The sequence below is a fragment of the Rhizobium sp. RU35A genome (assembly GCF_900156005.1).
Taxonomy (GTDB): domain Bacteria; phylum Pseudomonadota; class Alphaproteobacteria; order Rhizobiales; family Rhizobiaceae; genus Neorhizobium; species Neorhizobium straminoryzae.
The window spans coordinates 589,899-611,653 of the sequence record NZ_FTMR01000001.1 but is presented as its reverse complement, the minus strand read 5'-3'; the positions used below and the strand labels follow the sequence as shown (position 1 = coordinate 611,653).

Annotated in this window: 25 protein-coding genes; 13 read left to right on the top strand and 12 right to left on the bottom strand. The window is 64.0% G+C overall.

Features of this window, described 5'->3' with window-relative positions:
• The first annotated feature begins 2 nt into the window (after positions 1-2).
• The 6 genes from F3H95_RS03190 (at position 3) to F3H95_RS03165 (ending at position 4,007) form a co-directional block, all read left to right on the top strand.
• Positions 3-1,136 carry a cell wall hydrolase gene (locus tag F3H95_RS03190; RefSeq protein WP_143124871.1) on the top strand — a complete coding sequence of 378 codons (1,134 nt, stop codon included), beginning with the start codon at positions 3-5 and terminating at the stop codon, positions 1,134-1,136.
• Positions 1,137-1,363: 227 nt separating this feature from the next.
• The gene (locus F3H95_RS03185) at positions 1,364-1,714 is read left to right on the top strand and encodes an AtpZ/AtpI family protein (protein ID WP_143124872.1); all 351 of its coding nucleotides are present in this window, start codon (positions 1,364-1,366) and stop codon (positions 1,712-1,714) included.
• A gap of 61 nt (positions 1,715-1,775) precedes the next feature.
• Positions 1,776-2,528, top strand: coding sequence for a F0F1 ATP synthase subunit A (locus F3H95_RS03180; protein ID WP_143124873.1), 753 nt, complete (start codon positions 1,776-1,778; stop codon positions 2,526-2,528).
• A gap of 66 nt (positions 2,529-2,594) precedes the next feature.
• Positions 2,595-2,822, top strand: a complete 228-nt coding sequence (locus F3H95_RS03175; protein ID WP_010026583.1) for a F0F1 ATP synthase subunit C — start codon at positions 2,595-2,597, stop codon at positions 2,820-2,822.
• 84 nt (positions 2,823-2,906) lie between these two features.
• The gene (locus F3H95_RS03170) at positions 2,907-3,515 is read left to right on the top strand and encodes a F0F1 ATP synthase subunit B (RefSeq protein WP_149744899.1); all 609 of its coding nucleotides are present in this window, start codon (positions 2,907-2,909) and stop codon (positions 3,513-3,515) included.
• A 6-nt stretch (positions 3,516-3,521) separates the two neighbouring features.
• Positions 3,522-4,007 (top strand): F0F1 ATP synthase subunit B, encoded by a 486-nt coding sequence (locus F3H95_RS03165; RefSeq protein ID WP_149744898.1) that lies wholly within the window; start codon positions 3,522-3,524, stop codon positions 4,005-4,007.
• Between the two features lie 383 nt (positions 4,008-4,390).
• On the opposite strand, the gene F3H95_RS03160 is transcribed toward F3H95_RS03165, so the two are convergent.
• Positions 4,391-5,044, bottom strand: coding sequence for a ribonuclease HII (locus tag F3H95_RS03160; RefSeq protein WP_149744897.1), 654 nt, complete (start codon positions 5,042-5,044; stop codon positions 4,391-4,393).
• Positions 5,045-5,484: 440 nt separating this feature from the next.
• Positions 5,485-6,642: a PA0069 family radical SAM protein gene (locus tag F3H95_RS03155; RefSeq protein ID WP_149744896.1), complete on the bottom strand. Its 1,158-nt coding sequence runs from the start codon at positions 6,640-6,642 to the stop codon at positions 5,485-5,487.
• A 131-nt stretch (positions 6,643-6,773) separates the two neighbouring features.
• Here F3H95_RS03155 and F3H95_RS03150 point away from each other — a divergent pair, with 131 nt between their 5' ends.
• Complete coding sequence (locus tag F3H95_RS03150) at positions 6,774-7,289, top strand: glycosyl transferase (RefSeq protein WP_149744895.1); 516 nt, start codon at positions 6,774-6,776, stop codon at positions 7,287-7,289.
• 6 nt (positions 7,290-7,295) lie between these two features.
• Here the strand turns inward: F3H95_RS03150 and moaB are convergent, their stop codons facing one another.
• The 4 genes from moaB to F3H95_RS03130 form a co-directional block, all read right to left on the bottom strand.
• The gene (gene moaB / locus F3H95_RS03145) at positions 7,296-7,847 is read right to left on the bottom strand and encodes a molybdenum cofactor biosynthesis protein B (RefSeq protein ID WP_149744894.1); all 552 of its coding nucleotides are present in this window, start codon (positions 7,845-7,847) and stop codon (positions 7,296-7,298) included.
• Positions 7,848-7,850: 3 nt separating this feature from the next.
• Positions 7,851-8,726, bottom strand: coding sequence for a 4-(cytidine 5'-diphospho)-2-C-methyl-D-erythritol kinase (locus F3H95_RS03140; RefSeq protein WP_149744893.1), 876 nt, complete (start codon positions 8,724-8,726; stop codon positions 7,851-7,853).
• 31 nt (positions 8,727-8,757) lie between these two features.
• Positions 8,758-10,812: a tetratricopeptide repeat protein gene (locus F3H95_RS03135; protein WP_188134279.1), complete on the bottom strand. Its 2,055-nt coding sequence runs from the start codon at positions 10,810-10,812 to the stop codon at positions 8,758-8,760.
• 146 nt (positions 10,813-10,958) lie between these two features.
• Positions 10,959-11,975 carry a polyprenyl synthetase family protein gene (locus F3H95_RS03130; RefSeq protein WP_143124882.1) on the bottom strand — a complete coding sequence of 339 codons (1,017 nt, stop codon included), beginning with the start codon at positions 11,973-11,975 and terminating at the stop codon, positions 10,959-10,961.
• Positions 11,976-12,079: 104 nt separating this feature from the next.
• Here F3H95_RS03130 and F3H95_RS03125 point away from each other — a divergent pair, with 104 nt between their 5' ends.
• Both F3H95_RS03125 and F3H95_RS03120 read left to right on the top strand, forming a co-directional pair.
• Positions 12,080-12,310, top strand: a complete 231-nt coding sequence (locus F3H95_RS03125) for a DUF2007 domain-containing protein (RefSeq protein ID WP_143124883.1) — start codon at positions 12,080-12,082, stop codon at positions 12,308-12,310.
• Positions 12,303-13,067 (top strand): methyltransferase, encoded by a 765-nt coding sequence (locus F3H95_RS03120; RefSeq protein WP_149744892.1) that lies wholly within the window; start codon positions 12,303-12,305, stop codon positions 13,065-13,067. The genes F3H95_RS03125 and F3H95_RS03120 overlap by 8 nt, the downstream gene beginning before the upstream one ends.
• A gap of 19 nt (positions 13,068-13,086) precedes the next feature.
• Here F3H95_RS03120 and F3H95_RS03115 read toward each other — a convergent pair whose 3' ends face one another.
• Positions 13,087-14,430, bottom strand: coding sequence for an Nramp family divalent metal transporter (locus tag F3H95_RS03115; RefSeq protein WP_149745096.1), 1,344 nt, complete (start codon positions 14,428-14,430; stop codon positions 13,087-13,089).
• Positions 14,431-14,647: 217 nt separating this feature from the next.
• On the opposite strand from F3H95_RS03115, the gene F3H95_RS03110 reads away from it, so the two are divergent.
• Positions 14,648-15,517 carry a S49 family peptidase gene (locus F3H95_RS03110; protein WP_149744891.1) on the top strand — a complete coding sequence of 290 codons (870 nt, stop codon included), beginning with the start codon at positions 14,648-14,650 and terminating at the stop codon, positions 15,515-15,517.
• A gap of 15 nt (positions 15,518-15,532) precedes the next feature.
• Complete coding sequence (locus tag F3H95_RS03105) at positions 15,533-15,724, top strand: hypothetical protein (protein ID WP_149744890.1); 192 nt, start codon at positions 15,533-15,535, stop codon at positions 15,722-15,724.
• A 135-nt stretch (positions 15,725-15,859) separates the two neighbouring features.
• Here the strand turns inward: F3H95_RS03105 and F3H95_RS03100 are convergent, their stop codons facing one another.
• A complete protein-coding gene (locus F3H95_RS03100; protein WP_149744889.1) occupies positions 15,860-16,171 on the bottom strand; it encodes a type II toxin-antitoxin system RelE/ParE family toxin in 312 nt (103 codons plus the stop codon).
• Positions 16,168-16,446, bottom strand: a complete 279-nt coding sequence (locus tag F3H95_RS03095) for a hypothetical protein (protein WP_143124889.1) — start codon at positions 16,444-16,446, stop codon at positions 16,168-16,170. Before F3H95_RS03095 ends, F3H95_RS03100 begins: the two co-directional genes overlap by 4 nt.
• A 277-nt stretch (positions 16,447-16,723) precedes the next feature.
• On the opposite strand from F3H95_RS03095, the gene F3H95_RS03090 reads away from it, so the two are divergent.
• The gene (locus F3H95_RS03090) at positions 16,724-17,683 is read left to right on the top strand and encodes a glycine--tRNA ligase subunit alpha (RefSeq protein WP_149744888.1); all 960 of its coding nucleotides are present in this window, start codon (positions 16,724-16,726) and stop codon (positions 17,681-17,683) included.
• A 40-nt stretch (positions 17,684-17,723) separates the two neighbouring features.
• Here F3H95_RS03090 and F3H95_RS03085 read toward each other — a convergent pair whose 3' ends face one another.
• From F3H95_RS03085 to F3H95_RS03075, 3 genes are all read right to left on the bottom strand, one after another.
• Positions 17,724-18,449 carry a pentapeptide repeat-containing protein gene (locus F3H95_RS03085; RefSeq protein WP_149744887.1) on the bottom strand — a complete coding sequence of 242 codons (726 nt, stop codon included), beginning with the start codon at positions 18,447-18,449 and terminating at the stop codon, positions 17,724-17,726.
• 64 nt (positions 18,450-18,513) lie between these two features.
• Positions 18,514-18,915 carry a response regulator gene (locus tag F3H95_RS03080; RefSeq protein WP_143124892.1) on the bottom strand — a complete coding sequence of 134 codons (402 nt, stop codon included), beginning with the start codon at positions 18,913-18,915 and terminating at the stop codon, positions 18,514-18,516.
• 62 nt (positions 18,916-18,977) lie between these two features.
• On the bottom strand, positions 18,978-20,990 hold the full coding sequence (locus F3H95_RS03075) for a PAS-domain containing protein (protein WP_149744886.1): 2,013 nt from the start codon (positions 20,988-20,990) through the stop codon (positions 18,978-18,980).
• A gap of 198 nt (positions 20,991-21,188) precedes the next feature.
• Here F3H95_RS03075 and F3H95_RS03070 point away from each other — a divergent pair, with 198 nt between their 5' ends.
• On the top strand, positions 21,189-21,740 hold the full coding sequence (locus tag F3H95_RS03070) for a LemA family protein (protein ID WP_149744885.1): 552 nt from the start codon (positions 21,189-21,191) through the stop codon (positions 21,738-21,740).
• Positions 21,741-21,755: the final 15 nt, after the last annotated feature.

Below are 21,755 nucleotides of genomic sequence, written 5' to 3'. Positions count from 1 at the left end.
TGATGGACCGGTGGGCCTCGCCCATCGTCTTCGGCCTTGCCGCCTGGCTGATCGTACCCTCCATTCCGGCGCAGGCGGATCTGTCCGGCCTCTTGTCCGGCGATGTCCATCCCGGCAGCCAGTGGCGCATGGTGCTGACGGATTCGCCCGCCGGCTCGCTGCATGTCGCGGAGCTTGCCTTTCCCAAAAGCGAGGCGCGGATGGTCGAAGGGGCCGGCATGCTAATGCCGGACGGTCGCCGCATCGCCTTCACCGCGCCCGGCGAAAAATCCGGCCTCGTGCCGGATGAGGAGCGCGTCACCCGTGGCGCCAAGCGCGGCCGGGTGATTGCGGTGGAGCGCATGCAGCCGCCGAAGGATTTTACTGCCGGTTCCATTCTCCAGCGCAGCAGTTCGCTGCTCGCTCCGCCGGCCCAGGCGGCCGAGCGCGTCGCTTTCGCGCCCGCCGATCCGGTGCCGGCCATGGTCGAGATGGCCTCCTTCGAATTCTACCGGCCGAAACCCCGGCAGCTCGATCTCGGTCTCTCGCCGATGGTGGCCAGTCTCGTCACCAATCCGGGAGGCGACATCCTGGCGAGCGCCTATGCGCCTTCGATCGCCCGAAAGCCCGGCCGTTCCCCCTTCGATGCGCTGCTGGGCAAGCCGGCCGACGAAGGGCGCTTCGTGCCGGAGATCGGCCCGCATGACCATGCCTGGGCCGCAACTGCCCTGCCGGCCACTGTCTTTGCGCCGGAAGAGCAGCAGTGCCTGGCGTCGGGCATCTATTTCGAGGCACGCGGGGAATCGGTGAAGGGGCAGGCGGCGGTGGCGCAGGTCATCCTCAACCGCGTGCGCAATCCCGCCTATCCCCACACGATCTGCGGCGTCGTCTACCAGAACAAGGACTGGCGCAACCGCTGTCAGTTCTCCTTTGCCTGCGACGACATCCGTGACCGCGTCCGCTCCCGCGAGCACTGGGCAACCGCGCGCGAGGTGGCGATCGCCGTGACGGCCGGCAAGATCTGGCTGCCGGAAGTCGGCTCCGCCACTCACTATCACGCCGTCTATGTGCGGCCCTCCTGGGCCAGAAGCATGGAAAAGGTCGGCCGCATCGGGCTTCACGTTTTCTACCGCACCCATGGCGGCGGCTGGAGCTGAAATGTGTGATTCCGTCAACAACGGATCGCGACTTGATCCGGTTGTGACTTAAACGATTGAAAATTCGCGGTTAATTTGTTCTGGATGAGCGTCTTTTGACGCCTTGACTATGGGTGCGCGCAAAACTATGGTGCGCGCGACTTCGAAACGGGCCGGAAGGCGCTATTTCCCGGGCTTCGAGAGAGGCTTTGATCTTTCGGTCAGGGCAGGCAAGGCCAGGGGGATGCATGACCGGGGACCGCGACGACAGTCTGGAGCAGCGCCGCAAGGATCTTTCCGCCAAACTGGCAGAGAGGGCAAAAGGCGAGGCAGTGGGGAAGGCCAGGGAAAGCCGGTCCGAGGAAAGCCGTAAAGGCATGGCGCTCGGGCTGAAGATTTCATCGGAATTCATCGCTGCCATCGCCGTTGGGGCCGTGCTCGGCTATGTGGTCGACCGTTTTGCCGGGACGACGCCGTGGGGGATGATCATTCTTCTTCTTCTCGGTTTCTGTGCCGGAGTGCTGAACGTCATGCGGAGCCTGGGCGTGGTTGCCCAGCCGGGGCCTCTTCGGCCGGGTGACCGCAAGGACGATCGGTAAAACGACGTGATGAGTTAATCTGCCGATTGTGGCGGGTGCAAGGAAGAAAGAAGGTAGAGCGGTGTCTAACGATCCGACCCATCAGTTCCAGATCTCGAAGATCGTGCCGATTGAGATCGGTGGCATGGACTTCTCGTTCACCAATGCCTCGCTGTTCATGGTGGCCACGGTGGCCTGCGCCGCCGGCTTCCTGTATTTCTCGACGTCCAGCCGTGGCCTCGTTCCGTCGCGCGCCCAGTCGGTTGCGGAAATGTCCTACGAGTTCATTGCCTCCATGCTGCGTGAAGGGGCGGGCAGCCACGGGATGAAATTCTTCCCGATGGTGTTCTCGCTGTTCATGTTCGTGCTGACGGCAAACCTGCTCGGCATGTTCCCTTACTTCTTCACCGTGACCAGCCAGATCATCGTCACCTTCGCGCTGGCGCTGTTCGTCATCGGCACGGTTCTCGTCTATGGCTTCTACAAGCATGGCCTGCATTTCCTGAACGTGTTCGTTCCGAGCGGCGTTCCGGGCGTGCTTCTGCCGCTCGTGGTGGCCATTGAAATCATCAGTTTCCTGTCCCGTCCGATTTCGCTGTCGGTTCGTCTTTTCGCCAACATGCTGGCGGGACACATCACGCTCAAGGTGTTCTCCGGCTTCGTCGTGTCGCTCGGAGCCCTTGGCGCAATCGGAATCGGTGGCGCGATCCTGCCCCTGATCATGACGGTCGCTCTGACCGGTCTCGAATTCCTCGTAGCCTTCCTGCAGGCCTACGTCTTTGCGGTGCTGACATGCATGTACCTCAACGACGCGGTCCATCCGGGCGGCCACTGAGGAGCGACATTGGCGTATTGAAGCGTCAGTCATCCGCCGCAACAACCCATTCGAAGGAGCATTCACATGGAAGCGGAAGCAGCAAAGTTCATCGGTGCAGGTCTGGCTTGCTTTGGCATGGCCGGCACGGCTCTCGGCCTCGGCAACATCTTCGGCAACTACCTCTCCGGCGCTCTGCGCAACCCGTCTGCCGCTGACAGCCAGTTCGGCCGTCTGGTATTCGGCTTCGCCGTTACGGAAGCTCTGGGCATCTTCTCGCTGCTCGTAGCTCTCCTCCTGCTGTTCGCCGTCTGATAGCCGGCAAACCGTATGGGATCACGGCCGCGCGGTTCAACGGCGCGCCGTGATCTTCTCTATTGAATACCCCTGGAGGTGATGATGTTCGTGACACCGGCATTCGCGCAGGACGGCGCGCCGGCCAATGGCGAAACCCATGGAGCAGCTGGCAACGTGCACACGGAAACCGGCGTGGCCCATGGCGAACATGGTACCGGCGTATTTCCGCCGTTTGACCAGTCGACCTACCCGTCGCAGCTTCTGTGGCTGGTCATCACCTTCGGGTTCTTCTATCTGGTCATGCAGAAGGTGATCGTGCCCCGCGTCGGCGGCATTCTCGAACACCGCCATGACCGGATTGCCCAGGATCTCGATGAGGCCTCGCGCCTGAAGGCGGAAGCAGATGCCGCCGTCGAGACCTATGAAAAGGAACTCGCGGCTGCCCGCGCCAAGGCCGGCAGCATTGCCGATCAGGCCCGTGACGCCGCCAAGGCGAAGGCTGCTGCCGATCGTGCATCGATCGAAGCCGAGCTGTCCGCCAAGCTGTCGGCTGCGGAAGCCCGCATCGCCGACATCAAGGCCCGTGCCTTTGCAGAGGTCGGCTCGATTGCCGAGGAGACTGCAGCGGCCATCGTCGATCAGCTGATCGGCGCCAAGGCAACCCCGGAAGACGTCAAGGCTGCAGTTGCTGCCGCCAAGGTGGAGGCGTGATCGACCATGGCATTTGATGCAACATTTTTCGCCTTTGTCGGCCTCGTTCTCTTCCTCGTCCTGATCGCCTATCTCAAGGTGCCGGGCATGATCGGCCAGGCCCTCGACAAGCGCGCCGACAACATTCGTGACGAGCTGGAGCAGGCGAAGCGTCTGCGCGAGGAAGCCCAGGCGCTGCTCGCCGAATATCAGCGCAAGCGCAAGGAAGCGGAAGCGGAAGCCGCCCACATTCTGGCTGTCGCCGAGCGTGAAGCCGCAGCGCTGACCGAGGAAGCACGGCAGAAGACGGAAGAGTTCGTCGCCCGCCGCAATGCACTCTCCGAACAGAAGATCCGCCAGGCCGAGGCAGACGCCATCGGCGCCGTGCGCTCCGCCGCAGTCGATCTGGCCGTGGCTGCCGCCCAGAAGGTGATTGCCGCCAAGGCCGATGCCTCGGTTCAGCAGTCGCTGTTTGCGCAGTCGGTTGGTCAGGTGAAGTCGCGCCTGAACTGAGATCGGTCCGGGCGCCATCCCGATGTGATTTGAAAAGCCGGGCCTGGGGTCCGGCTTTTTCGTTTGCAGCATTTTCGGGGAACCGCACCATCCTCCTCGACCTGCTGCCGGTTCCCTTGGCTTTGGTCCTGTCGTCGCCGTCCGCAGCTTTCATGTATGTTTTGCTGCAGATGATCGCATGTCGCCGGTTCCGGTCTGTGGGGCTTGCAAGCATTCTGACGGCAACATGGATCAGTGGACGGCAGTCTTGATCGCGGCACGAGGCGCGCGATCAAGACTGCCGCGGCTGGCTGCGACACAAATGGACCAGGACGCGCGGGCAGTCAGCGTCAGGCACACGTTGTCCCGTGGATGGTCAAAGGTTTGAGCAGGGGCGAGCGCGCTCAATCCCGGCGCAGCGGGCGAAAACTCATGCGGTGCAGCGGGCAGGGGCCGTCGCTCAGGATGGCGGCGCGGTGCCGGGCTGTTCCATAGCCGGCATGGCCGGCAAAGCCATAGGCGGGGTAGACGGCATGCGCGCGCTCCATCATGCGGTCCCGCATCACCTTCGCAATGATGGAAGCCGCCGCAATCGACAGCGAGCGGGAATCGCCCTTGATCACCGCGCGGCCCGGACAACAGATGCCCGGCGGCACATCGCGGCCATCGGCCAGAACCATCGCCGGCGCCACCGGAAGCGACAGGATAGCGCGGCGCATGGCGTCGAGGCTCGCCCGCAAGATGTTTTTTTCGTCGATATGCCGCGGGCCGGACGAGGCGATCGCCACATGGGCGGTTGCCATGATCTCGTCATACAGCCGTTCCCGCACTTTCAGCGACAATTGCTTGGAATCGTTGAGACCTAAGGGAATGTGATCGGGGTCGAGAATGACGGCGGCCGCCACGACAGGACCGGCAAGCGGCCCCCGACCTGCCTCGTCCGTGCCGGCAACCGGCCAGTGACCGGCTCGCCGGGCGGCAAGCTCCAGGCTGAAATCGGGAGCGAGAGGGACCTCGTCGAAAAGGCGGGGAGAGTCGGGTGGCGTGCTCAGTGACATGCGGCGGAAACTGGCACGCGCACCCGACCCCCTGCAAGCCCCGGCCAAGCGTATCATGCGGCAACGCTTACGACCGCCCTAGGGGAAGGCGGGCCGGGGTGTTCCGGCACGGATGAGGCGGTGGACCGTGCCGAAGACCTTTGGTCTCATTCATTCCAGAGCCGTTCGGTGACAGCGGGATGACACGAAAGGCTCCATTCTCTGTTGTCGCGCAGTCCGAACCCAAACCGCTGACGCACCTTTATCTGTGTGTTCCAGGCCTGGCCGCCGTCTCGGTCACTTCAGAGCATGGGCAGCCGGGATGAGAACGCCACGTTGTCTGGGATTTCCCCCTCCGAGGCTGGGGGGAGACGGCATGATCCGCCACCACCTTATGTCCCTCCGGCGCGATGCCCTGCTTGCCCGCTGCCTGCGCCCAACACGAGGCGCGAATGCCTCCATCAGAGCAGCGACAGCTGCACGCCGCCGCCCGCCGGCGGCACGAACAGGTCGTCGCGCAGTGGCATGCCGCGGCGGCCGAGGCCGAGGCGCTTGGTGGCCAGTTCAAAGCGCCGCGAGATCTGCCAGGCATAGGGACCGGCACCCTTCATGCGCTTGCCGAACTCGGCGTCGTAATCCTTGCCGCCGCGCATGGAGCGCACCAGCGACATCACATGGCGATAGCGGTCCGGATAATGGCGCAACAGCCAGTCGCGGAAGAGGGGGCTTACCTCCAGCGGCAGGCGCAGCAGCACGTAGCTTGCTTCCGTCGCGCCCGCAGCCCTGGCGGCGTCAAGGATGCGTTCGATCTCGTGGTCGTTCAGCGCCGGGATGACGGGGGCCACCAGAACGCTGGTCGGGATACCGGCCTCGGTCAGCTGCCGGATCGCTTCCAGCCGCCGTGTCGGCGTTGCCGCGCGCGGCTCCATGCTGCGGGCCAGCTTGCGGTCCAGAGTCGTCACCGAAATACCTACCTTGGCGAGCCCCTTGGCCGCCATCGCCGAGAGAATATCGATGTCGCGCGTCACCAGCGCCGATTTCGTCACGATCATCACCGGATGGCCGGCCTTGGCGAGAACCTCCAGCATCTGCCGCATCACTCGCCATTCGCGCTCGATCGGCTGGTAGGGGTCGGTATTGGTGCCGATGGCGATCGTCCGGACCTTGTAGTCCTGCCGGCTGAGTTCCCGCTCCAGCAGTCTCGGCGCATCCGGCTTGGCAAACAGTTTTGCCTCGAAGTCCAGGCCCGCCGAAAGGCCCATATAGCTGTGAGTGGGGCGTGCAAAGCAATAGATGCAGCCATGCTCGCAGCCGCGATAGGGGGTCACCGAGCGGTCGAAGGGAATGTCGGGAGATTCGTTGCGCGTGATGATTGTCCGCGGCTTTTCCACCTGCACCTCGGTGCGGAAGGGCTCCAGCTCCTCCAGCGTCTGCCAGCCGTCGTCAAAGACCTCGCGCCGTTCGCTCTCGAAACGACCGCTGGGGTTCAGCCCCGCGCCGCGCCCGCGCCGCCGGTCGATGTCGATCCTGAGCCCCGAGGATTGCACCAGGGCATCGGCAATATCCGCCGTGTGGGCAGGCGCAAGGGCGTCCTGCCGCAAATGGGACAGCTCGTTCATGGGAAACTCCTGCGGCCGATCCAGCGATCACCGTGGCTCTATTGGTAGGGCAGAAAAGAGAACATTGCAAGAACAAATTCGGCATGACGGCTTTGTGGCAATTCCTGCTGCGATGCGATAAAGCAGGAGACATGCTGAGTGTGCTGATGGAATGCAAAGATCAGGAAACCGAGCTGGCGCAGACCCTGTCCGTGCTGGTCGCGGGTGCCGTGGAAGGTCTCGTCAGCGATGTCAGCGTGCTCGATCGCGGCTCGCAGGATGCCTCGTCAAGGGTCGCGGATGCCGCCGGCTGCCGTTTCCATGTGGACTGGCGGCTTGACGACGTGTTGCGTGCTACCCGCGGCGAATGGCTGCTGCTGATCGAGCCCGGCGCCCGCCCGCAGATCGGCTGGATCGACGAGGTGGCCGAACACATGGCGATGAACCGTCAGGCGGCCCGCTTTTCGCCGTCCCGCAATCACCGCCGTTCGCTGGTGGCGCGGCTTGTCACGCGGCCGGCGCCGCTGGAGCACGGCCTTGTCGTGCAGAAGGCGGAAGCCCTGGCGCGAACGCGCGCCGGCATGGGGCTTGCCGATCTTGCGAGAAGTCAGACGCGCGCCTTTCGGCTGGTGAGCGAAATGGTGCCGGCCTGGGCGGCCCGCAGTTGAGGCTGTTCAGCCCTTGCCACCGCGCCGCAGGTGTTCGTCCAGCCGCGGCATGATCTCCACGAAATTGCAGGGCATGTGCCGGTAGTCGAGCTGGGCTTTCAGAATGCCGTCCCAGGCATCCTTGCAGGCGCCGGGCGATCCCGGCAGCACGAAGATGAAGGTGGCGTTGGCAACACCGCCCGTCGCGCGCGACTGGATCGTCGAGGTGCCGATCTTGTCGTAGGAGATGCGGTGGAACACCTCGGAAAAGCCGTCCATCCGCTTCTCGAACAGCGGCTCCAGTGCTTCGGGCGTCACGTCGCGGCCGGTAAAGCCGGTTCCGCCTGTCGTGATCACCACGTCGATCCCGTCCGCCAGCGTCCAGTTGCGCACGGTCTCGAAAATGGCCTCGCGATCATCCGGCACGATGGCGCGCGTCACCAGCCGGTGGCCGGCCTCGGCAATGCGCGCCACCAGCGTATCGCCGGAGCGGTCGTCGGCGAGGGTCCGTGTGTCCGACACCGTCAGCACGGCAATGCCGACCGGAATGAAGGGGCGGCTTTCATCGAGACGGTTCATCACTCACTCTCCGCAAACGGTGCTCGTTGGCTGAACATACCAGAGCGGATGCTGTTCCGTCAGCCTGCGGGCGGCACGCTCCGCCTCGGCGGGTGCCGCATAGAGGCCGAAGCAGGTGGCGCCGGAGCCGGACATCCGCACCAGTGACGCTCCGCTGGCCGCAAGCGCGCCGGACACCGTGACGATTTCATCGACCAAGGCGCGGGCCGGCGGCTCGAGATCGTTGCGCTGGCTGGCGAGGAAAGCCGTCCAGTCGGCCTGCCGATCGACGGGCAGCGGCGGCATCGGATCGTTGTCGCGCCGCTCCAGACGGCGAAAGATCTCCGGCGTCGAGACCGAGACCAGCGGATTGACCAGCACCAGCGCGAGACTCGGGAGAGCCGGAACGGGGGTCAGCTCCTCGCCGATGCCGCGCGCCAGAGCGGGCCGGCTGGCAAGACACATCGGCACATCGGCCCCCAGCGACAGCGCCAGTGCCTTCATGGCGTCGTCCGGCAGGCGGATATTCCAGAGGCGGCAAAGACCGCGCAGGGTTGCCGCCGCATCCGCCGATCCGCCGCCGATGCCGGAGGCGATGGGCAGCGCCTTGTCGAGCGTGATCTCCACCGGCGGCGTCGCGTGGCCGGTGGACCGAACGGCTGTGCGCAAAAGGTCGCGCGCGCGAATAACGAGATTGTCCTCTCCCGCGCCGAGCAGCGCGCCGAACCGGCCCGTCACGCGAAAGCTGTCCTCAGAAGCCGGGCTCAGATGCAGTCCGTCGCCGTCGGTGGCAAAGGTCACCAGGCTGTCGAGCAGATGATAGCCATCCGCCCGGCGGCCGGTGACGTGCAGCGCCAGATTGATCTTGGCCGGCGCCGTTTCGCGGATGCTGCCTGTCATTGCCTCAGGATGTCACTCTGGTCGAAGGGTCTCAGTTGGCAGGGCCCGGCAGTTCCAGCACCTGGCCCGGGAACAGCCGGTCCGGGTTGCGACGAAGCGCCGGATTGGCCCGGATCAACTCGCGGAACCGGTCGCCGTCGCCGAGCTGCTCCACCGCAATCTTCCACAGCGTGTCGCCGTCATTGACCGTGTAGTTGGAGGGCTTTGCGTCGCTTGTCGCATCCTGCTGCGCGGCAACGGCAGGTGCGGTCGCCGCAGGCGAGGCCATGGCGGTCTTCACCGGCGGCGGGCCGGCATCGGCAAGACCCTCGCGGATCTTCTGCTCGATCTTCGGAATTTCCGTCAGCTCCGGCTTCATGGTCAGCGCGCGCTGCCACTGGTATTTTGCCTCGAGCTTGCGGCCCACGCGCCAGTAGGCATCGCCCAGATGGTCGTTGATCGCGGCATCGCCGGCGCGCAGTTCCACGGCTCGCTCCAGCTCTTCCACCGCCTCGTCGTAGCGGCCGAGACGATAATAGGCCCAGCCGAGCGAATCGACGATGTAGCCGTCATCGGGACGCAGCTCGACGGCCTTGCGGATCATCTCCAGGCCCTCGTCGAGATTGCGGTTCATGTCGACCCAGGAATAGCCGAGATAGTTGAGAACCGAGGGCTGGTCCGGATTGAGCTCCAGCGCCTTGCGGAAATTCGGTTCCGCCTTGTCCCATTCCTTCAACCGTTCATAGGCAATGCCGCGCTGGAAGAAGATCGACCAGTCGGACTGGCGCGGCACGGGGCCGACCACGTCGACGGCGCGGTCGTAGTTGCGCGCCATTTCCGCATAGTCCTTGGCATCGGAGAGAACGCTGCCATAGGCGATGTAGCTGCGAAGGTCGGTCGGGTCGGAGGCGATCAGGGACTGCAGGTGCTGGCGCGCCCCGGCCACATCGCCGGACTGGGCCAGCGTCAGGCCAAGCTGCAGCTCGGAAATGCGGCGCATGGGAGAGCCTTCCGGCACCCGGCCGTACAGCTCGATTGCCTGCTTCGGCTGCTCCAGCTTCTCGGCAATGCCGCCAAGCAGGATCAGCGTGTCGGCGCTCTTCGGATCGAGTGCATGCGACATTTGTAGATAGAGCGAGACCATTTCCTCCGCGCCCTGGCGGTTCAGCGCGCTGCCGACGGAAAACAGCACGCTGGCAGCGCCTTCCACGGCATTGGTCACCTGCTGCTCGGGCTTCTCGCCCTTTTCGATGCTCTGGCGCAGCGCCTTCAGCGGCGCGTAGTTGGTCACCAGCCGCTCGGCCACGGAAATGGCATCGAGCGCCTGCTGCTTGCGGCCATCGGCGGCTTCCATCCGGGCGAGCGCCATCACGGCGCGCATGAAGGTATCCGGCGTGGTGGCCACACCTTCCTCGCTGGTGATCGCCGCCTTCAGATAGGTCCGGGCGGTGGCATCGTCGCCGGACATCAGCGCCATGCTGCCGATCTGGTAATCGGTGAACACCTTGAACCAGTCCGGCCCCTTGAGACCCTTGACGAGGCTGATGGCGTCCTTGCCCTTGCCGGCGCCAACCTTGGCCCAGGCGGATATCAGCGCCTGCGTCAGCCGGTCGAGATCGTTCAGGCCCTTGTAGGCCAGCACCTTCTCGGCTTCCGGATAATCGCCCTTGCGGATGGCATCGAGGCCGCGCACGATCTTGGTGATGCGCTCCACCGAGGTGTCTTCCTTCAGCGCATCCACCTGCTTCAGGCTCTCGTCGAATTCGCCGTTCATCAGGAGCGAGATCATCAGCCGTTCGCGGATGTCGAGATTGGCCGGGTCGAAATCGAGCGCCTTGCGGTAAAGCGCGATGGCTGTTGCGTAGTCATGGTCGACATCGGCCGTGCGGGCAGCCAGGAAGGCGCCTGAAAAACTGTTCACGCGGCTGGCGTCGAAGGCGGGCTCTTCGGTTACCGGATCATTGGCGGGTGCGGCGACGGGCTGGGTGACGGCAGGTTGCTGCGTCTGGTCCTGTGCTCCGGCCAGATGAGGCGTTGCCGTCGCCAGCAGAAGCACGGCGCCGAAGGCCGCGCTGGAAAGCAGACGATGGGCGAGTTTCTGCCGCATGAAGGTGCCTCTCATGAAAAGCTGTCGGCAGCACTGTGGCTGCCATGGGAATCCTCGGCCGATGATTCACCACAGAATGGCTTTTTTAGAGCAGCTCCGCAAGAATCTCGCCGTTGCCGCGGGGGATCAAAAGCCCCCCGCAATGCTCAGTTTACGCGCTCGATGCAGAAGTCGATCACTTCCATCAGCGCGGCCTTGTGGGCCGATTCCGGCAACGGCGACAGCGCATCGCGCGCGATCGTGCCGTAATGCTTGGCCCGCGCAATGGTGTCGCCGAGGCCATTGTACTTGCCGATCAGGGTCAGGGCGCGCGCCAGGTTCTCGTCGGTGCTCTCGCCCTGTTCGATCGCCGTTTTCCAGAAGGCGCGTTCGTCGGCCGTGCCGCGACGATAGGAGAGGATGACCGGCAGCGTGATCTTGCCTTCGCGGAAATCGTCGCCGACATTCTTGCCGAGATCGGCAGCCTTGCCACCGTAATCCAGCACGTCATCGACCAGCTGGAAGGCGAGGCCGAGGTTCATGCCATAGGATTTCAGCGCGCCGCGGGTGGCCTTGTCGGTGGCCGCGATGATCGGCCCCACTTCCGCTGCGGCGGCAAACAGGGCTGCCGTCTTGGCGCGGATGACGGCCAGATAGTCATCCTCCGTCGTTTCCATGTTCTTGGCGACCGAGAGCTGCAGCACCTCGCCTTCGGCAATCACGGCGGCTGCGGAGGCAAGCACGTCAAGCGCGTCCAGCGACCCGACATCGACCATCATCTTGAAGGCCTGGCCGAGCAGGAAGTCGCCCACCAGAACGCTGGCCTGGTTGCCCCAGATCATGCGGGCGGTGGACTTGCCGCGGCGCATGTCGCTTTCGTCCACCACATCGTCATGCAGCAGCGTTGCGGTGTGCATGAATTCCACGCTGGTCGCCAGCCGGATATGGCCCTCGCCCTCGTAGCCGAACATCTGGGCTGCCGCCAGCGTCAGCATCGGGCGAAGCCTTTTGCCCCCCGACGAGATCAGGTGATTGGCGACCTCCGGGATCATCTGCACATCAGATCCGGCCTTCGACAGGATCAGCTGGTTGACCCGATCCATGTCCGCCTTCGTCAGATCGACCAGCGGCTTGACGGATGCCTGCTTGTTTTTGCCCTCTTCGAGCGGAATAACGACGCCCAATGAAATGGCCTCCTGTTCAAAATTTGTGCCGGACAATAGAAAGGGGCGCATGGCCCGGCAAGGGGCAAACGGAATTATGACCTAGATTTGAGGGGGTTTGCCCCATGAAAGAACTGATCCGCGCCAATGACGCGGTCCTGCTCTCCTACGCGGCGAGCCTGCTGAAGGATGCCGGCATTCCCTGCCTGGTGGCCGATCAGTCCATGAGCATACTCGAAGGTTCGCTCGGCCTCCTGCCGCGCCGCCTTCTGGTGGAGACGGAGAGGGAGCCGGCGGCACGTCGGCTGCTCTTCGATGCCGGGCTCGGCGCCGAGCTGAGGGATGGCGATGACTGACACGCTGGACGCCTTCCATCGTGGCCGCTTCCACCTGCTGCAGCCGAAGAATGGCGGCCACCGGGCCGGCATGGATGCCATGATGCTCGCAGCACTGGTGGCGGACGAGCGGCCGGTGCGGGTGGCCGACCTCGGCGCCGGCGCGGGTGCGGCCGGTCTTGGCGTGGCCGCGCGGCTGCCCCGTGCCGAGGTGACGCTGGTGGAGCGCTCGCCGCTGATGGCCGACTATGCGCGCCGCACCCTGCAGCTTGCCGAAAACGCGTTCCTCGCGGACCGCGTGCAGGTGGTGGAGGCGGATGTGACGCTGAAGGGCAGGGTGCGCGTCGCGGCCGGCCTGCCCGACGATCATTTCCACCACGTCATCATGAACCCGCCCTTCAATGACGGGCGCGACCGGCGCACGCCGGATGCGCTGAAGGCGGAAGCGCATGCGATGACGGAAGACCTGTTCGAGGGCTGGGTGCGCACCGCTGGTGCGATCATGGTGCCGGGCGGGCAATTGTCGCTGATCGCGCGGCCGGAATCGGTCGGCGAGATCCTTGCCGCCTGCGGCCGGCGTTTTGGCGGGCTGGAACTGACGGCGATCCATCCGCGCCCTGGCGAGGATGCGATCCGCCTGCTCGTCACCGCGATCAAGGGCTCGCGCGCCCGGCTGAAATGGCGTGCGCCGCTCGTCATGCATGCGCAGGAAGGCCACGCCTTCACGGACTTCGTGGATGACCTGAACAACGGCCGAACGGCCTATCCGCGCCGCTGACCGGTCGATTTCCGGGCTTTCAGCCGCCGGCGCCCGAAAGCACATCGGCCACCAGCTTCACGTTCAGCCCGGTGATCAGCACGGCAATCGAAAGTGCTGCGAGCGTGACCCAGCGGGGGGCGGCAAGCGCGCCCATCTTGTCGCGGCTGGCGGTGAAGAAGACCAGCGGAAAGATCGCGAAGGGCAATTGCAGGCTCAGCACCACCTGGCTGAGGATCAGCAGCTCGGCGGTGCCCTTCTCGCCATACCAGAGCGCCACGAGAGCGGCGGGCACGATGGCAAGCGCCCGCGTCGCCAGTCGCCTGACCCAGGGTCTGACCTTCAGCCTGACGAAGCCTTCCATGACGATCTGGCCGGCCAGCGTCGCGGTGGTGGTGGAATTCAGGCCGCTGCACAACAGCGCCACGCCGAACAGCACCGGCGCCAGCGCGCTGCCGAGAAGGGGGGCGAGCAATGTGTGCGCATCGCCGAGTTCGGCCACATCGGTTTTGCCATGTGCATGGAAGGCGGCAGCGGCGAGGATCAGGATTGCCGCATTGACCAGCAGCGCGAAGGAGAGCGCCACGGTCGAATCCAGCGTGCTGTAGCGCAGCGCCTCGCGCTTGCCGGCCGTATCCTCAGGCAGCTGACGCGTCTGCAGGATGCCGGAATGCAGATAGAGATTGTGGGGCATCACGGTGGCGCCGATGATGCCGATGGCGATGTAGAGCATCTCCGGATTCTGCACGATGCCGCCGGAGGGCAGGAAACCCAGTCCTACGCCGGCCCAGTCCGGTTGCGCCAGAAACAGCTGGATGCCGAAACAGGTGCCGATGATTGCCGTCAGCGCGATCACGAAGGCTTCGATCCAGCGGAAGCCGAGCTTCTGCAGCATCAGGACCAGGAAAACGTCGAGCGCGGTGATCAGCACGCCGGCTTCCAGCGGAATGCCGAACACGAGCTGGATGCCGATGGCCGTGCCGATCACCTCGGCAATGTCGGTCGCGACGATGGCGATCTCCGCCAGCAGCCAGAGCGCGATGGTGACGGGGCGCGGATAGCTGTCGCGGCAGGCGCGGGCAAGGTCGCGGCCGGTGGCGATTGCCAGCCGTGCGGCCAGCGCCTGCAGCAGCATGGCCATCAGGCTGGAGGTGAGCACCACGAAGAGCAGCGTATAGCCGAATTGCGAGCCGCCGGCGAGCGAGGTCGCCCAGTTGCCGGGGTCCATGTAGCCGACCGCCACCAGATAGCCGGGGCCGATGAAGGAGAGCGCCTTGCGCCAGCCCGGCCCGTGCCGCCGCACCCGGATCGAGCCATGCACATCCGACAGCGCCGGTTCGCCCGCGTCTTCGCGCCAGCCTCTGCCGCCTGCCGCCTGATCCATGTCCGCCTCCGAATTCTGTCTCATGGTCAGACAATCATTAATGCAACTCATTCGCAATAGCATTTTCTCGCAATTCGTTCGGCAAGCGTGAGCTTCTTCGTACCAAGGTTGCTCCGGGCGGTTCGGGTTGCCGCTGACGCGGAATTTATGACGGCGGCCATTGCGCCCGCCGTTCCATTGCATACATCTCCGCAAACAGGTTGATGCAGGAGACGACATGGCAGGGTTCTGGACGCGGTGGATACCGAAGCGGCTGCGCAAGGAAGGTGTCACCATTCCCGTGGTTCGACTGCATGGCACGATCATGGCCGGCGGTAGCCAGTTTCGTCCGGCACTCAACCTTGCCAATGTGGCGGGGTCCCTCGAACGGGCCTTCTCGCGCAAGGATGCGCCGGTCGTGGCGATCTCCATCAATTCTCCGGGCGGTTCGCCCGTCCAGTCGCGGCTGATCTACCAGCGCATCCGGGCGCTGGCGGAGGAGAAGAACAAGCGCGTGCTGGTGTTTGTCGAGGATGTCGCGGCCTCCGGCGGCTACATGATCGCGCTCGCCGGCGACGAGATCCTGGTCGATCCGACTTCCATCGTCGGTTCGATCGGCGTGGTGTCCGGTGGCTTCGGCTTTCCCGAACTCTTGAAGAAGATCGGCGTGGAGCGCCGCGTCTATACCGCCGGCGAGAACAAGGTGATCCTCGACCCCTTCCAGCCTGAGAAGGAAGGCGACATCGAATACCTGAAGACGCTTCAGTTCGAGATCCACAAGATCTTCATCGACATGGTGAAGATGCGCCGCGGCGAGCGGCTGGCCGATGATGCGACGATCTTTTCCGGCCTGTTCTGGACGGGTCTGCGCGGCGTCGATCTCGGGCTCGTCGATGGTATCGGCGAAATGCGCGAGGTTCTGAAGCGCCGCTACGGGCCGAAGACCCGGCTGGAACTGGTGGGCGCCAGCCGCGGCCTGTTCGGCCGCCGCGTGCCGGGCGTCCTCTTCGGCGGTGCTGATCGCGGTGGCGAGATTGCCGCATCGGCCGCCGCAGGGCTTGCCGCGACCCTCGAAGACCGGGCATTGTGGAGCCGTTACGGGCTCTGATCGCGGGGAGGTCTCATGCCGCAGCTTCTGTTTATCGCCATCGTGGCCGGCGGCGGATGGCTTCTCTATCGCAAGTTCGTGGCCGACGCCGAAAAACTGGCGCGTCGGCGGCGCGAGCAGGAACGCGAGCGCCAGACCGGCGCCATCGGCACGCTGGTGAAGGATCCGGCGACCGGCGAATATCGCGTGCAGCGGGAAGAGGAATAGCGGTTCTTTGGTTCAGATCGATCGTGGCCGAAGGCGTCGTGTTCCAGCCAGGATCGTGAGGCGGCTTTTCTGCGGGATGGCGAGAGAAGCAATGCGCTGGAGCACGGCCGGGACGTGCGGGTGTCATAAACCTCATCAGCTACGGTCTTTGACGCGCCTCATCCAGTCACTGCTGGCGAAGCCGACGCAGAGGATCGTGACGGTCGCCGTCTCATCGTCTACGACGAAGCAGATCACGGCCTCGCGCACAGCAACGGCGCGTAGTCCGGGCCGGATGTCATGGCGCAGACTGCCAATCTTTGGAAAATCGCCGAGCCTGGTGATGAAGCCGGTAATGTCGTCGGTTGCCTTTCTGGCGCTTGCAAGCCCTGCAAAGGAGACGATGTAATCCACGATGTCGAAGATATCCTGCTCCACCTGAGGATGGCTAACGACATGGTAACTCATTCTGGGGAGCCGTACTTCTCGTCCAGCCGTGCTTTGATGCGTGCGGCCACAGAAGAGCCATCCCAGGTCACCCACTGATCCGCCGGCAAGGCGGCGCGGCGGCGAATCTCCTCGGCCATGTCGGTCAGCGGATCTTCGGCGTCCTGTTCGCCGAGCATCCGTTCCATGCTGTCGGTCAGCACGCTGTCGATCGAGGGATAGCGGCCTTCCGCCACCAGCCGTTCGGCATGGCGCAGCAGATGTTCGGGCAGTTCGATGGTGGTTTTCACGTTCATGTCGGGCCCTCGCCGGAAGACGGCCAGTCTAGGCGAAAATCGCTTCGCTGTCGCCCCTGTGATCTGAACCGACCCGGGGGAGGGCTGCTGCCCTGCGGCTCTTTGCGAGCGGTTTTCTGGCACGGTACGACACAGAGACGCTGGAAGGTCCGAGATACGGTCTTGCCAGACCGTGAGGATGTGCCGGGCGCAGCGAGAATGCGTGACCCTGCTTGACCCTTCCGGCCCGCCGTGGCACCAGACGGCGCACGTTTCATAAAACAGGCCGGACATTGCCATGACCACGTCTCTTGCCCCGCACATGGACCCCAAGCGCTCCTTCCAGGCGCTGATCCTGACGCTGCACAATTACTGGGCCGACAAGGGCTGCGCGGTGCTGCAGCCCTATGACATGGAAGTGGGCGCCGGCACCTTTCATCCGGCCACCACGCTGCGCGCGCTTGGGCCGAAGCCGTGGAAGGCTGCCTATGTGCAGCCCTCGCGCCGTCCGTCCGATGGTCGCTACGGCGAAAATCCGAACCGGTTGCAGCACTACTACCAGTATCAGGTGATCCTGAAGCCGAACCCGTCCAACCTGCAGGAGCTTTATCTCGGCTCGCTCGCCGCCATCGGTCTCGATCCGCTGCTGCACGACATCCGGTTTGTCGAGGACGACTGGGAAAGCCCGACGCTCGGCGCCTGGGGCCTTGGCTGGGAATGCTGGTGCGACGGCATGGAAGTCTCGCAGTTCACCTACTTCCAGCAGGTCTGCGGCATCGAATGCTCGCCGGTCGCGGGCGAGTTGACCTATGGTCTGGAGCGTCTGGCCATGTATGTGCAGGGCGTCGACAATGTCTACGACCTCAACTTCAACGGCCGCGAGGGCGAGGAAAAGATTTCCTATGGCGACGTCTTCCTGCAGGCCGAGCAGGAATATTCCCGCCACAACTTCGAATTCGCCAATACCGAGATGCTGCTGCGCCATTTCGAGGATGCCGAGCGCGAATGTGCCGCACTTCTGGCGGCCGGCGCGCCGGGCGACAATGCCAACCAGCGCCTGCACAAATGCGTCTTCCCGGCCTATGACCAGTGCATCAAGGCCTCCCACGTCTTCAACCTTCTCGATGCGCGCGGCGTGATCTCGGTCACGGAACGCCAGAGCTACATTCTCAAGGTTCGCACGCTCGCCAAGGCCTGTGGCGAGGCCTTCCTGCTGACCGATGCCGGCGGCATCAACATCGACAAAAGCGCGGCCTGACGCTCGTGAGCCCCGGCGGGGTCCTGCCGGGGTTTTCCGTTCAGTCTGCGGTGACGAGGCCGAGCGAGGCGAGCAGCGCCTCGTGCTGGTCGCGCGTCACGATCGTGGCGCGGAAGGATGCAAGCGAGGTCAGGTCGAAATCGTCGAAGCTCGCATGCGAAAGATCCGCATGGTCGAGCGTTGCTCCGGCAAGATCGATGTTGTGGAGGCTCGAGCCGCGAAAGCTGGCATGCCGCAGATTGCTGCCCGAAAGCGAGCAGTCGCGCAGATCGGAGCTTTCGAACACGCTTTCCTGAAAATCCGCAGCGGCGAAAACGGCATATTGCAGCTTGCATTTCATAAACTGCACGCCGCCGGCGATCACCTGCGTGCGGATCTTGCGCTGCGTGTCGAGATCGAGTTTCGCGCCTGAAAGCGCGCAGTCGGCAAAGGCAGTCAGATAGGCTGTGCTGCCGATCATGGTGTTGAGGCTGAGATTGCTGCGGCGGATCTCTGCCTTGGAGAGATCGCAATAGCGCCACTGCGTGCCGGTCTCGCCCTCCGAGAAAATGCAGTCCTCGATCACGCTGTTGCGAAAGCTGCAATGCTCGAAGATGCAGCCGACGAATTTCACACGGCGAAGTATCGCCTCGTCGAAACGACAGTTGGAAAACCGGCAGGCGCGAAATTCCGCCTCGCAGAGGTCGGCCTCCTGCAGTTCCTCCCCGTCAAAGCGCATGCCGCTGACAGGCTCCCTGTTTCGGATGGCATCGAGCAGTGCCTGCATCCCCGTCTCCTCCGTTCCCTGCCTTCATAGCGGAACGGGAGGCGGCATGTCACGGACTGGCTCTTCAGAACTCCAGCCCGGCCGCCACGCGATTTTCGATGCGCACCACCAGCCCGTGGATCTTGGCCATCAGCACGTCGAAATCGATCGGCTTGGTGAGATAGCTTTCGGCGCCGGCGCCAAGGCCCTCGATCATCTTCTCGCGGTCGGCCAGCGCGGTCAGGAAAATGAAGGGCATGTTGGAGAATTGCGGATAGTTGATCTGCAACTCGCCCAGCATGGCAATGCCGTCCATTTCCGGCATGGTGATGTCGGAGATCACGATGTCCGGGCGCTGCTCCAGGATTGTCTCCAGGCCTTCCTTGCCGTTTTCCGCCTGCAGCACATGCATGCCGGCCTCTTCCAGTTCCTCCACGATCAGTTCGCGGACGTCTTTTTCGTCTTCAACGCACAGAACGGTGATCATCTGCTTTTCCTTTGCGTGTGGTTGGCTTCAGTCTGTCACGTCTTGAGTCTGGCGGTTGCTGTTCAGAGTGCCTTTTCCTCCAGTTGCAGGCTGGTGCCCACCGTGACCGGACCGCGGATCGGCAGCCGGATGGTGAAGGTGGAGCCATGCCCGCGCCGGCTTTGCAGGACAATATCGCCGCCATGCAGCGTCACCACCTGCTTGACCAGCGAGAGCCCGATGCCGGTGCCGGCAATGCCGGTGGAGGTGCGGGCGCGGAAATAGGGCTGGAACAGCTTCGGAATGTCGTCCGCATCGATACCGACGCCCTGATCCTGCACCGAAATCATTGCGAATTCCCCCTCGCGCCAGCCGCGGATCGTCACGTCGGGCGCGCGTGGCGCATATTTCACGGCATTGCCGAGCAGGTTGGTCACCACCTGCGAGATCGCCAGCGCATCGCAGCGGATTACATCCGGCAGATCCTCCAGAAAGCCCTGGAAGCGATGGTTCTGGGAAAACATCCGCTGGCGGTGGATGGCCTGCTCGATCAGTTTCTTCAGCGAACAGTCGACCAGCGTCAGTTCCATGCGGCCGGTATCGATGCGGCCGGCCGAAAGAATGCTCTCCATCAGGTCCACCATGCGCATCACGGCGGCGCGGATCTGGTGCGTCTTGTCGACCAGGAAGTCCGGTTCGATGCCGCCCTTCTTGCGCATCAGCCGCTGGGCCGCACCGTCGATGATGGCAAGCGGCGTGCGGAATTCGTGGCTGGTCATCGCCACGAACTGGCGCTGCATGGCATTGATGGTCTTTTCCTGTTTCAGCGCCTCTTCCAGTGCAGCTGCCTGCGCGGCGATCTCGGCCGTGCGCTGGCGCACGGTCGCCTCCAGCTCGTCGCGGTCCCGGATCAGTTCCTTTTCTGCGCGCTTGCGCAGCGTGATGTCGGTGTAGCTCAGCACATAGCCGCCGCCGCTCAAGGGTTCGGAGCGCACCGCCAGCACCTTGCCGCTCGCCCGTTCGCGCTCGAAACTGTAGGGAAGGCCGAGTTCGGCCTGCTCCACCCGCTCGCGCACCATGGCCTCCACGTTGCCATCGCCATATTCGCCACGCGTCGCGTTGTAGCGCAGGATGTCCTCGAAGCGGGAACCGGGCGGGAACTGCTCCGGCGGAATGTTCATGAGGTCGTAGAGCCGACGGTTCGCCATCAAAAGGCGCGAGCGCTTGTCGAACACGCCGATGCCGCCGGGAATGGCGTCGAACACCTGTTCCAGCAGGCCGAAGGCCTTGCGCTGGTCGGCGGTCGTCACCGCCACCTCGGCATAGAAGTCGCCTTCGTCGCTGCGGATGCGCCAGGCCTGCACCTTGACGGGATAGACGGTGCCGTTGCGCCGCCGGTGGCGGGCGTCGAAGCAGATGCTGGTGCAACGGCCGCTCAGCAGCGGTTCGATCTGGGCCCGGTAGGCGGCCTCGCTCATCTCCACCTTCAGCGCCGCCGGTGTCATCCGCGACAGGGTTTCCAGGCTGTGGCCGGTGCGGATGCTGGCCGTGTGGTTGGCCCGCACGATGGCAAGGCTCAGCGGATCGAAGATGTAGATCTCGTCGGTAGAGAGTTCGACGAGATCGATCAGGGTGCCGCTCGGGCCGCCGCGATTGATGATGATGCGGGCGATCTCCTGCGCCAGCGCCATCAGGATGGTCTGCTTCTGTGCGCTCATGCGCTTGGCGGTGCGGCCGAAGAACAGCGCGCTGCCGATGCTGCGTTCGCCCTCGCCGATGACCAGCGGCACCGGGTAGAAGCTGGCGCGGCCAAAGCCCTGCGGAAAACTGTCGCTGATGTTTTCGGGATCGATGACGAGCGGAAAGATCAGATCATCGCTGTGGCGATGGTAGAGCAGCCGATGGCCTTCCTGGCCGCATTCGCCGATGTAAAGGGCCGCGCTCGGTGCCAGATCGAGGTCGGAAAGCCCGGTGATGATGTCGGTGATCTCGTTGAGGATGTCCACCAGGCGGCGATTGGCGGTCGCGGCCCTCAGAATGTCACGGCAGGCCAGGAGGGCCCAGGGTGGCAGCTTGGTCCAGGTCTTTTGCGGCATGCCAGTCTCCGCGATGATTGTCCCGAAATCTGATGCTACTGCCTCGGACTTAACTTGACGCGCACGCAAAAGGTTACATTTGAAGGAGGGGGGTTACGAAAGGTTAAGGTCTTGGAGGCGTCGGGGCTGCCGAACGGGCATGACACGCCCTATCGAAAGCAGTAGGGTTCAGCCGCCCAAGAATGAGGGGGAAATGTCATGTATATTGCACTCGCCGTCCTGGCGGTTGCCGTGCTCTACGTCATCTTTACTTACAATGGTCTCGTGTCGTCGCGTCAGATGGTGGAGGAGGCGTGGTCGGGCATCGACGTGCAGCTGAAGCGCCGCGCCGATCTGATCCCGAACCTGATCGAGACGGTGAAGGGATATGCCAATCACGAGAAAACCACGCTGCAGGCCGTGGTGGACCTGCGCAACAGGGCCCAGGCCGTGCCCACCGGCGATGTGGCTGGCCGCATCCAGGCCGAAAGCCTGCTGGGGCAGGCGCTCGGCCGGCTGCTGGCCGTGTCTGAATCCTACCCGGACTTGAAGGCGAACGAGAATTTCGCCGAACTGCAGCGTGCGCTGGAGCGGGTGGAGGGCGAGATCCAGATGTCCCGCCGCTATTACAACGGTGCCGCCCGCGCGCTGAACGTGAAGGTGGAAAGTTTTCCCTCCAATCTGATTGCCGGCCAGTTCGGTTTCGGCAAGAAGCCCTATTTCGAGATTGCCAACGAGGCGGACCGTGCGGTACCGACCGTCAGGTTCTGATGTTTTTCGCGCCGC

Excerpts from the sequence above, each read along its gene's own strand:
- F3H95_RS03165 (WP_149744898.1), top strand. The coding sequence starts at position 3,522 with ATGGCATTTGATGCAACATTTTTCGCCTTTGTCGGCCTCGTTCTCTTC.
- F3H95_RS03095 (WP_143124889.1), bottom strand. The coding sequence starts at position 16,446 with ATGAACGTGAAAACCACCATCGAACTGCCCGAACATCTGCTGCGCCAT.
- F3H95_RS03100 (WP_149744889.1), bottom strand. The coding sequence starts at position 16,171 with ATGAGTTACCATGTCGTTAGCCATCCTCAGGTGGAGCAGGATATCTTC.
- F3H95_RS03160 (WP_149744897.1), bottom strand. The coding sequence starts at position 5,044 with ATGTCACTGAGCACGCCACCCGACTCTCCCCGCCTTTTCGACGAGGTC.
- moaB (WP_149744894.1), bottom strand. The coding sequence starts at position 7,847 with ATGAACCGTCTCGATGAAAGCCGCCCCTTCATTCCGGTCGGCATTGCC.
- F3H95_RS03080 (WP_143124892.1), bottom strand. The coding sequence starts at position 18,915 with ATGATCACCGTTCTGTGCGTTGAAGACGAAAAAGACGTCCGCGAACTG.
- F3H95_RS03155 (WP_149744896.1), bottom strand. The coding sequence starts at position 6,642 with ATGAACGAGCTGTCCCATTTGCGGCAGGACGCCCTTGCGCCTGCCCAC.
- F3H95_RS03150 (WP_149744895.1), top strand. The coding sequence starts at position 6,774 with ATGCTGAGTGTGCTGATGGAATGCAAAGATCAGGAAACCGAGCTGGCG.
- F3H95_RS03185 (WP_143124872.1), top strand. The coding sequence starts at position 1,364 with ATGACCGGGGACCGCGACGACAGTCTGGAGCAGCGCCGCAAGGATCTT.
- F3H95_RS03135 (WP_188134279.1), bottom strand. The coding sequence starts at position 10,812 with ATGCGGCAGAAACTCGCCCATCGTCTGCTTTCCAGCGCGGCCTTCGGC.
- F3H95_RS03140 (WP_149744893.1), bottom strand. The coding sequence starts at position 8,726 with ATGACAGGCAGCATCCGCGAAACGGCGCCGGCCAAGATCAATCTGGCG.
- F3H95_RS03105 (WP_149744890.1), top strand. The coding sequence starts at position 15,533 with ATGCCGCAGCTTCTGTTTATCGCCATCGTGGCCGGCGGCGGATGGCTT.
- F3H95_RS03170 (WP_149744899.1), top strand. The coding sequence starts at position 2,907 with ATGTTCGTGACACCGGCATTCGCGCAGGACGGCGCGCCGGCCAATGGC.
- F3H95_RS03120 (WP_149744892.1), top strand. The coding sequence starts at position 12,303 with ATGACTGACACGCTGGACGCCTTCCATCGTGGCCGCTTCCACCTGCTG.
- F3H95_RS03175 (WP_010026583.1), top strand. The coding sequence starts at position 2,595 with ATGGAAGCGGAAGCAGCAAAGTTCATCGGTGCAGGTCTGGCTTGCTTT.
- F3H95_RS03125 (WP_143124883.1), top strand. The coding sequence starts at position 12,080 with ATGAAAGAACTGATCCGCGCCAATGACGCGGTCCTGCTCTCCTACGCG.
- F3H95_RS03085 (WP_149744887.1), bottom strand. The coding sequence starts at position 18,449 with ATGCAGGCACTGCTCGATGCCATCCGAAACAGGGAGCCTGTCAGCGGC.
- F3H95_RS03090 (WP_149744888.1), top strand. The coding sequence starts at position 16,724 with ATGACCACGTCTCTTGCCCCGCACATGGACCCCAAGCGCTCCTTCCAG.
- F3H95_RS03070 (WP_149744885.1), top strand. The coding sequence starts at position 21,189 with ATGTATATTGCACTCGCCGTCCTGGCGGTTGCCGTGCTCTACGTCATC.
- F3H95_RS03110 (WP_149744891.1), top strand. The coding sequence starts at position 14,648 with ATGGCAGGGTTCTGGACGCGGTGGATACCGAAGCGGCTGCGCAAGGAA.
- F3H95_RS03115 (WP_149745096.1), bottom strand. The coding sequence starts at position 14,430 with ATGGATCAGGCGGCAGGCGGCAGAGGCTGGCGCGAAGACGCGGGCGAA.
- F3H95_RS03075 (WP_149744886.1), bottom strand. The coding sequence starts at position 20,990 with ATGCCGCAAAAGACCTGGACCAAGCTGCCACCCTGGGCCCTCCTGGCC.
- F3H95_RS03190 (WP_143124871.1), top strand. The coding sequence starts at position 3 with ATGGACCGGTGGGCCTCGCCCATCGTCTTCGGCCTTGCCGCCTGGCTG.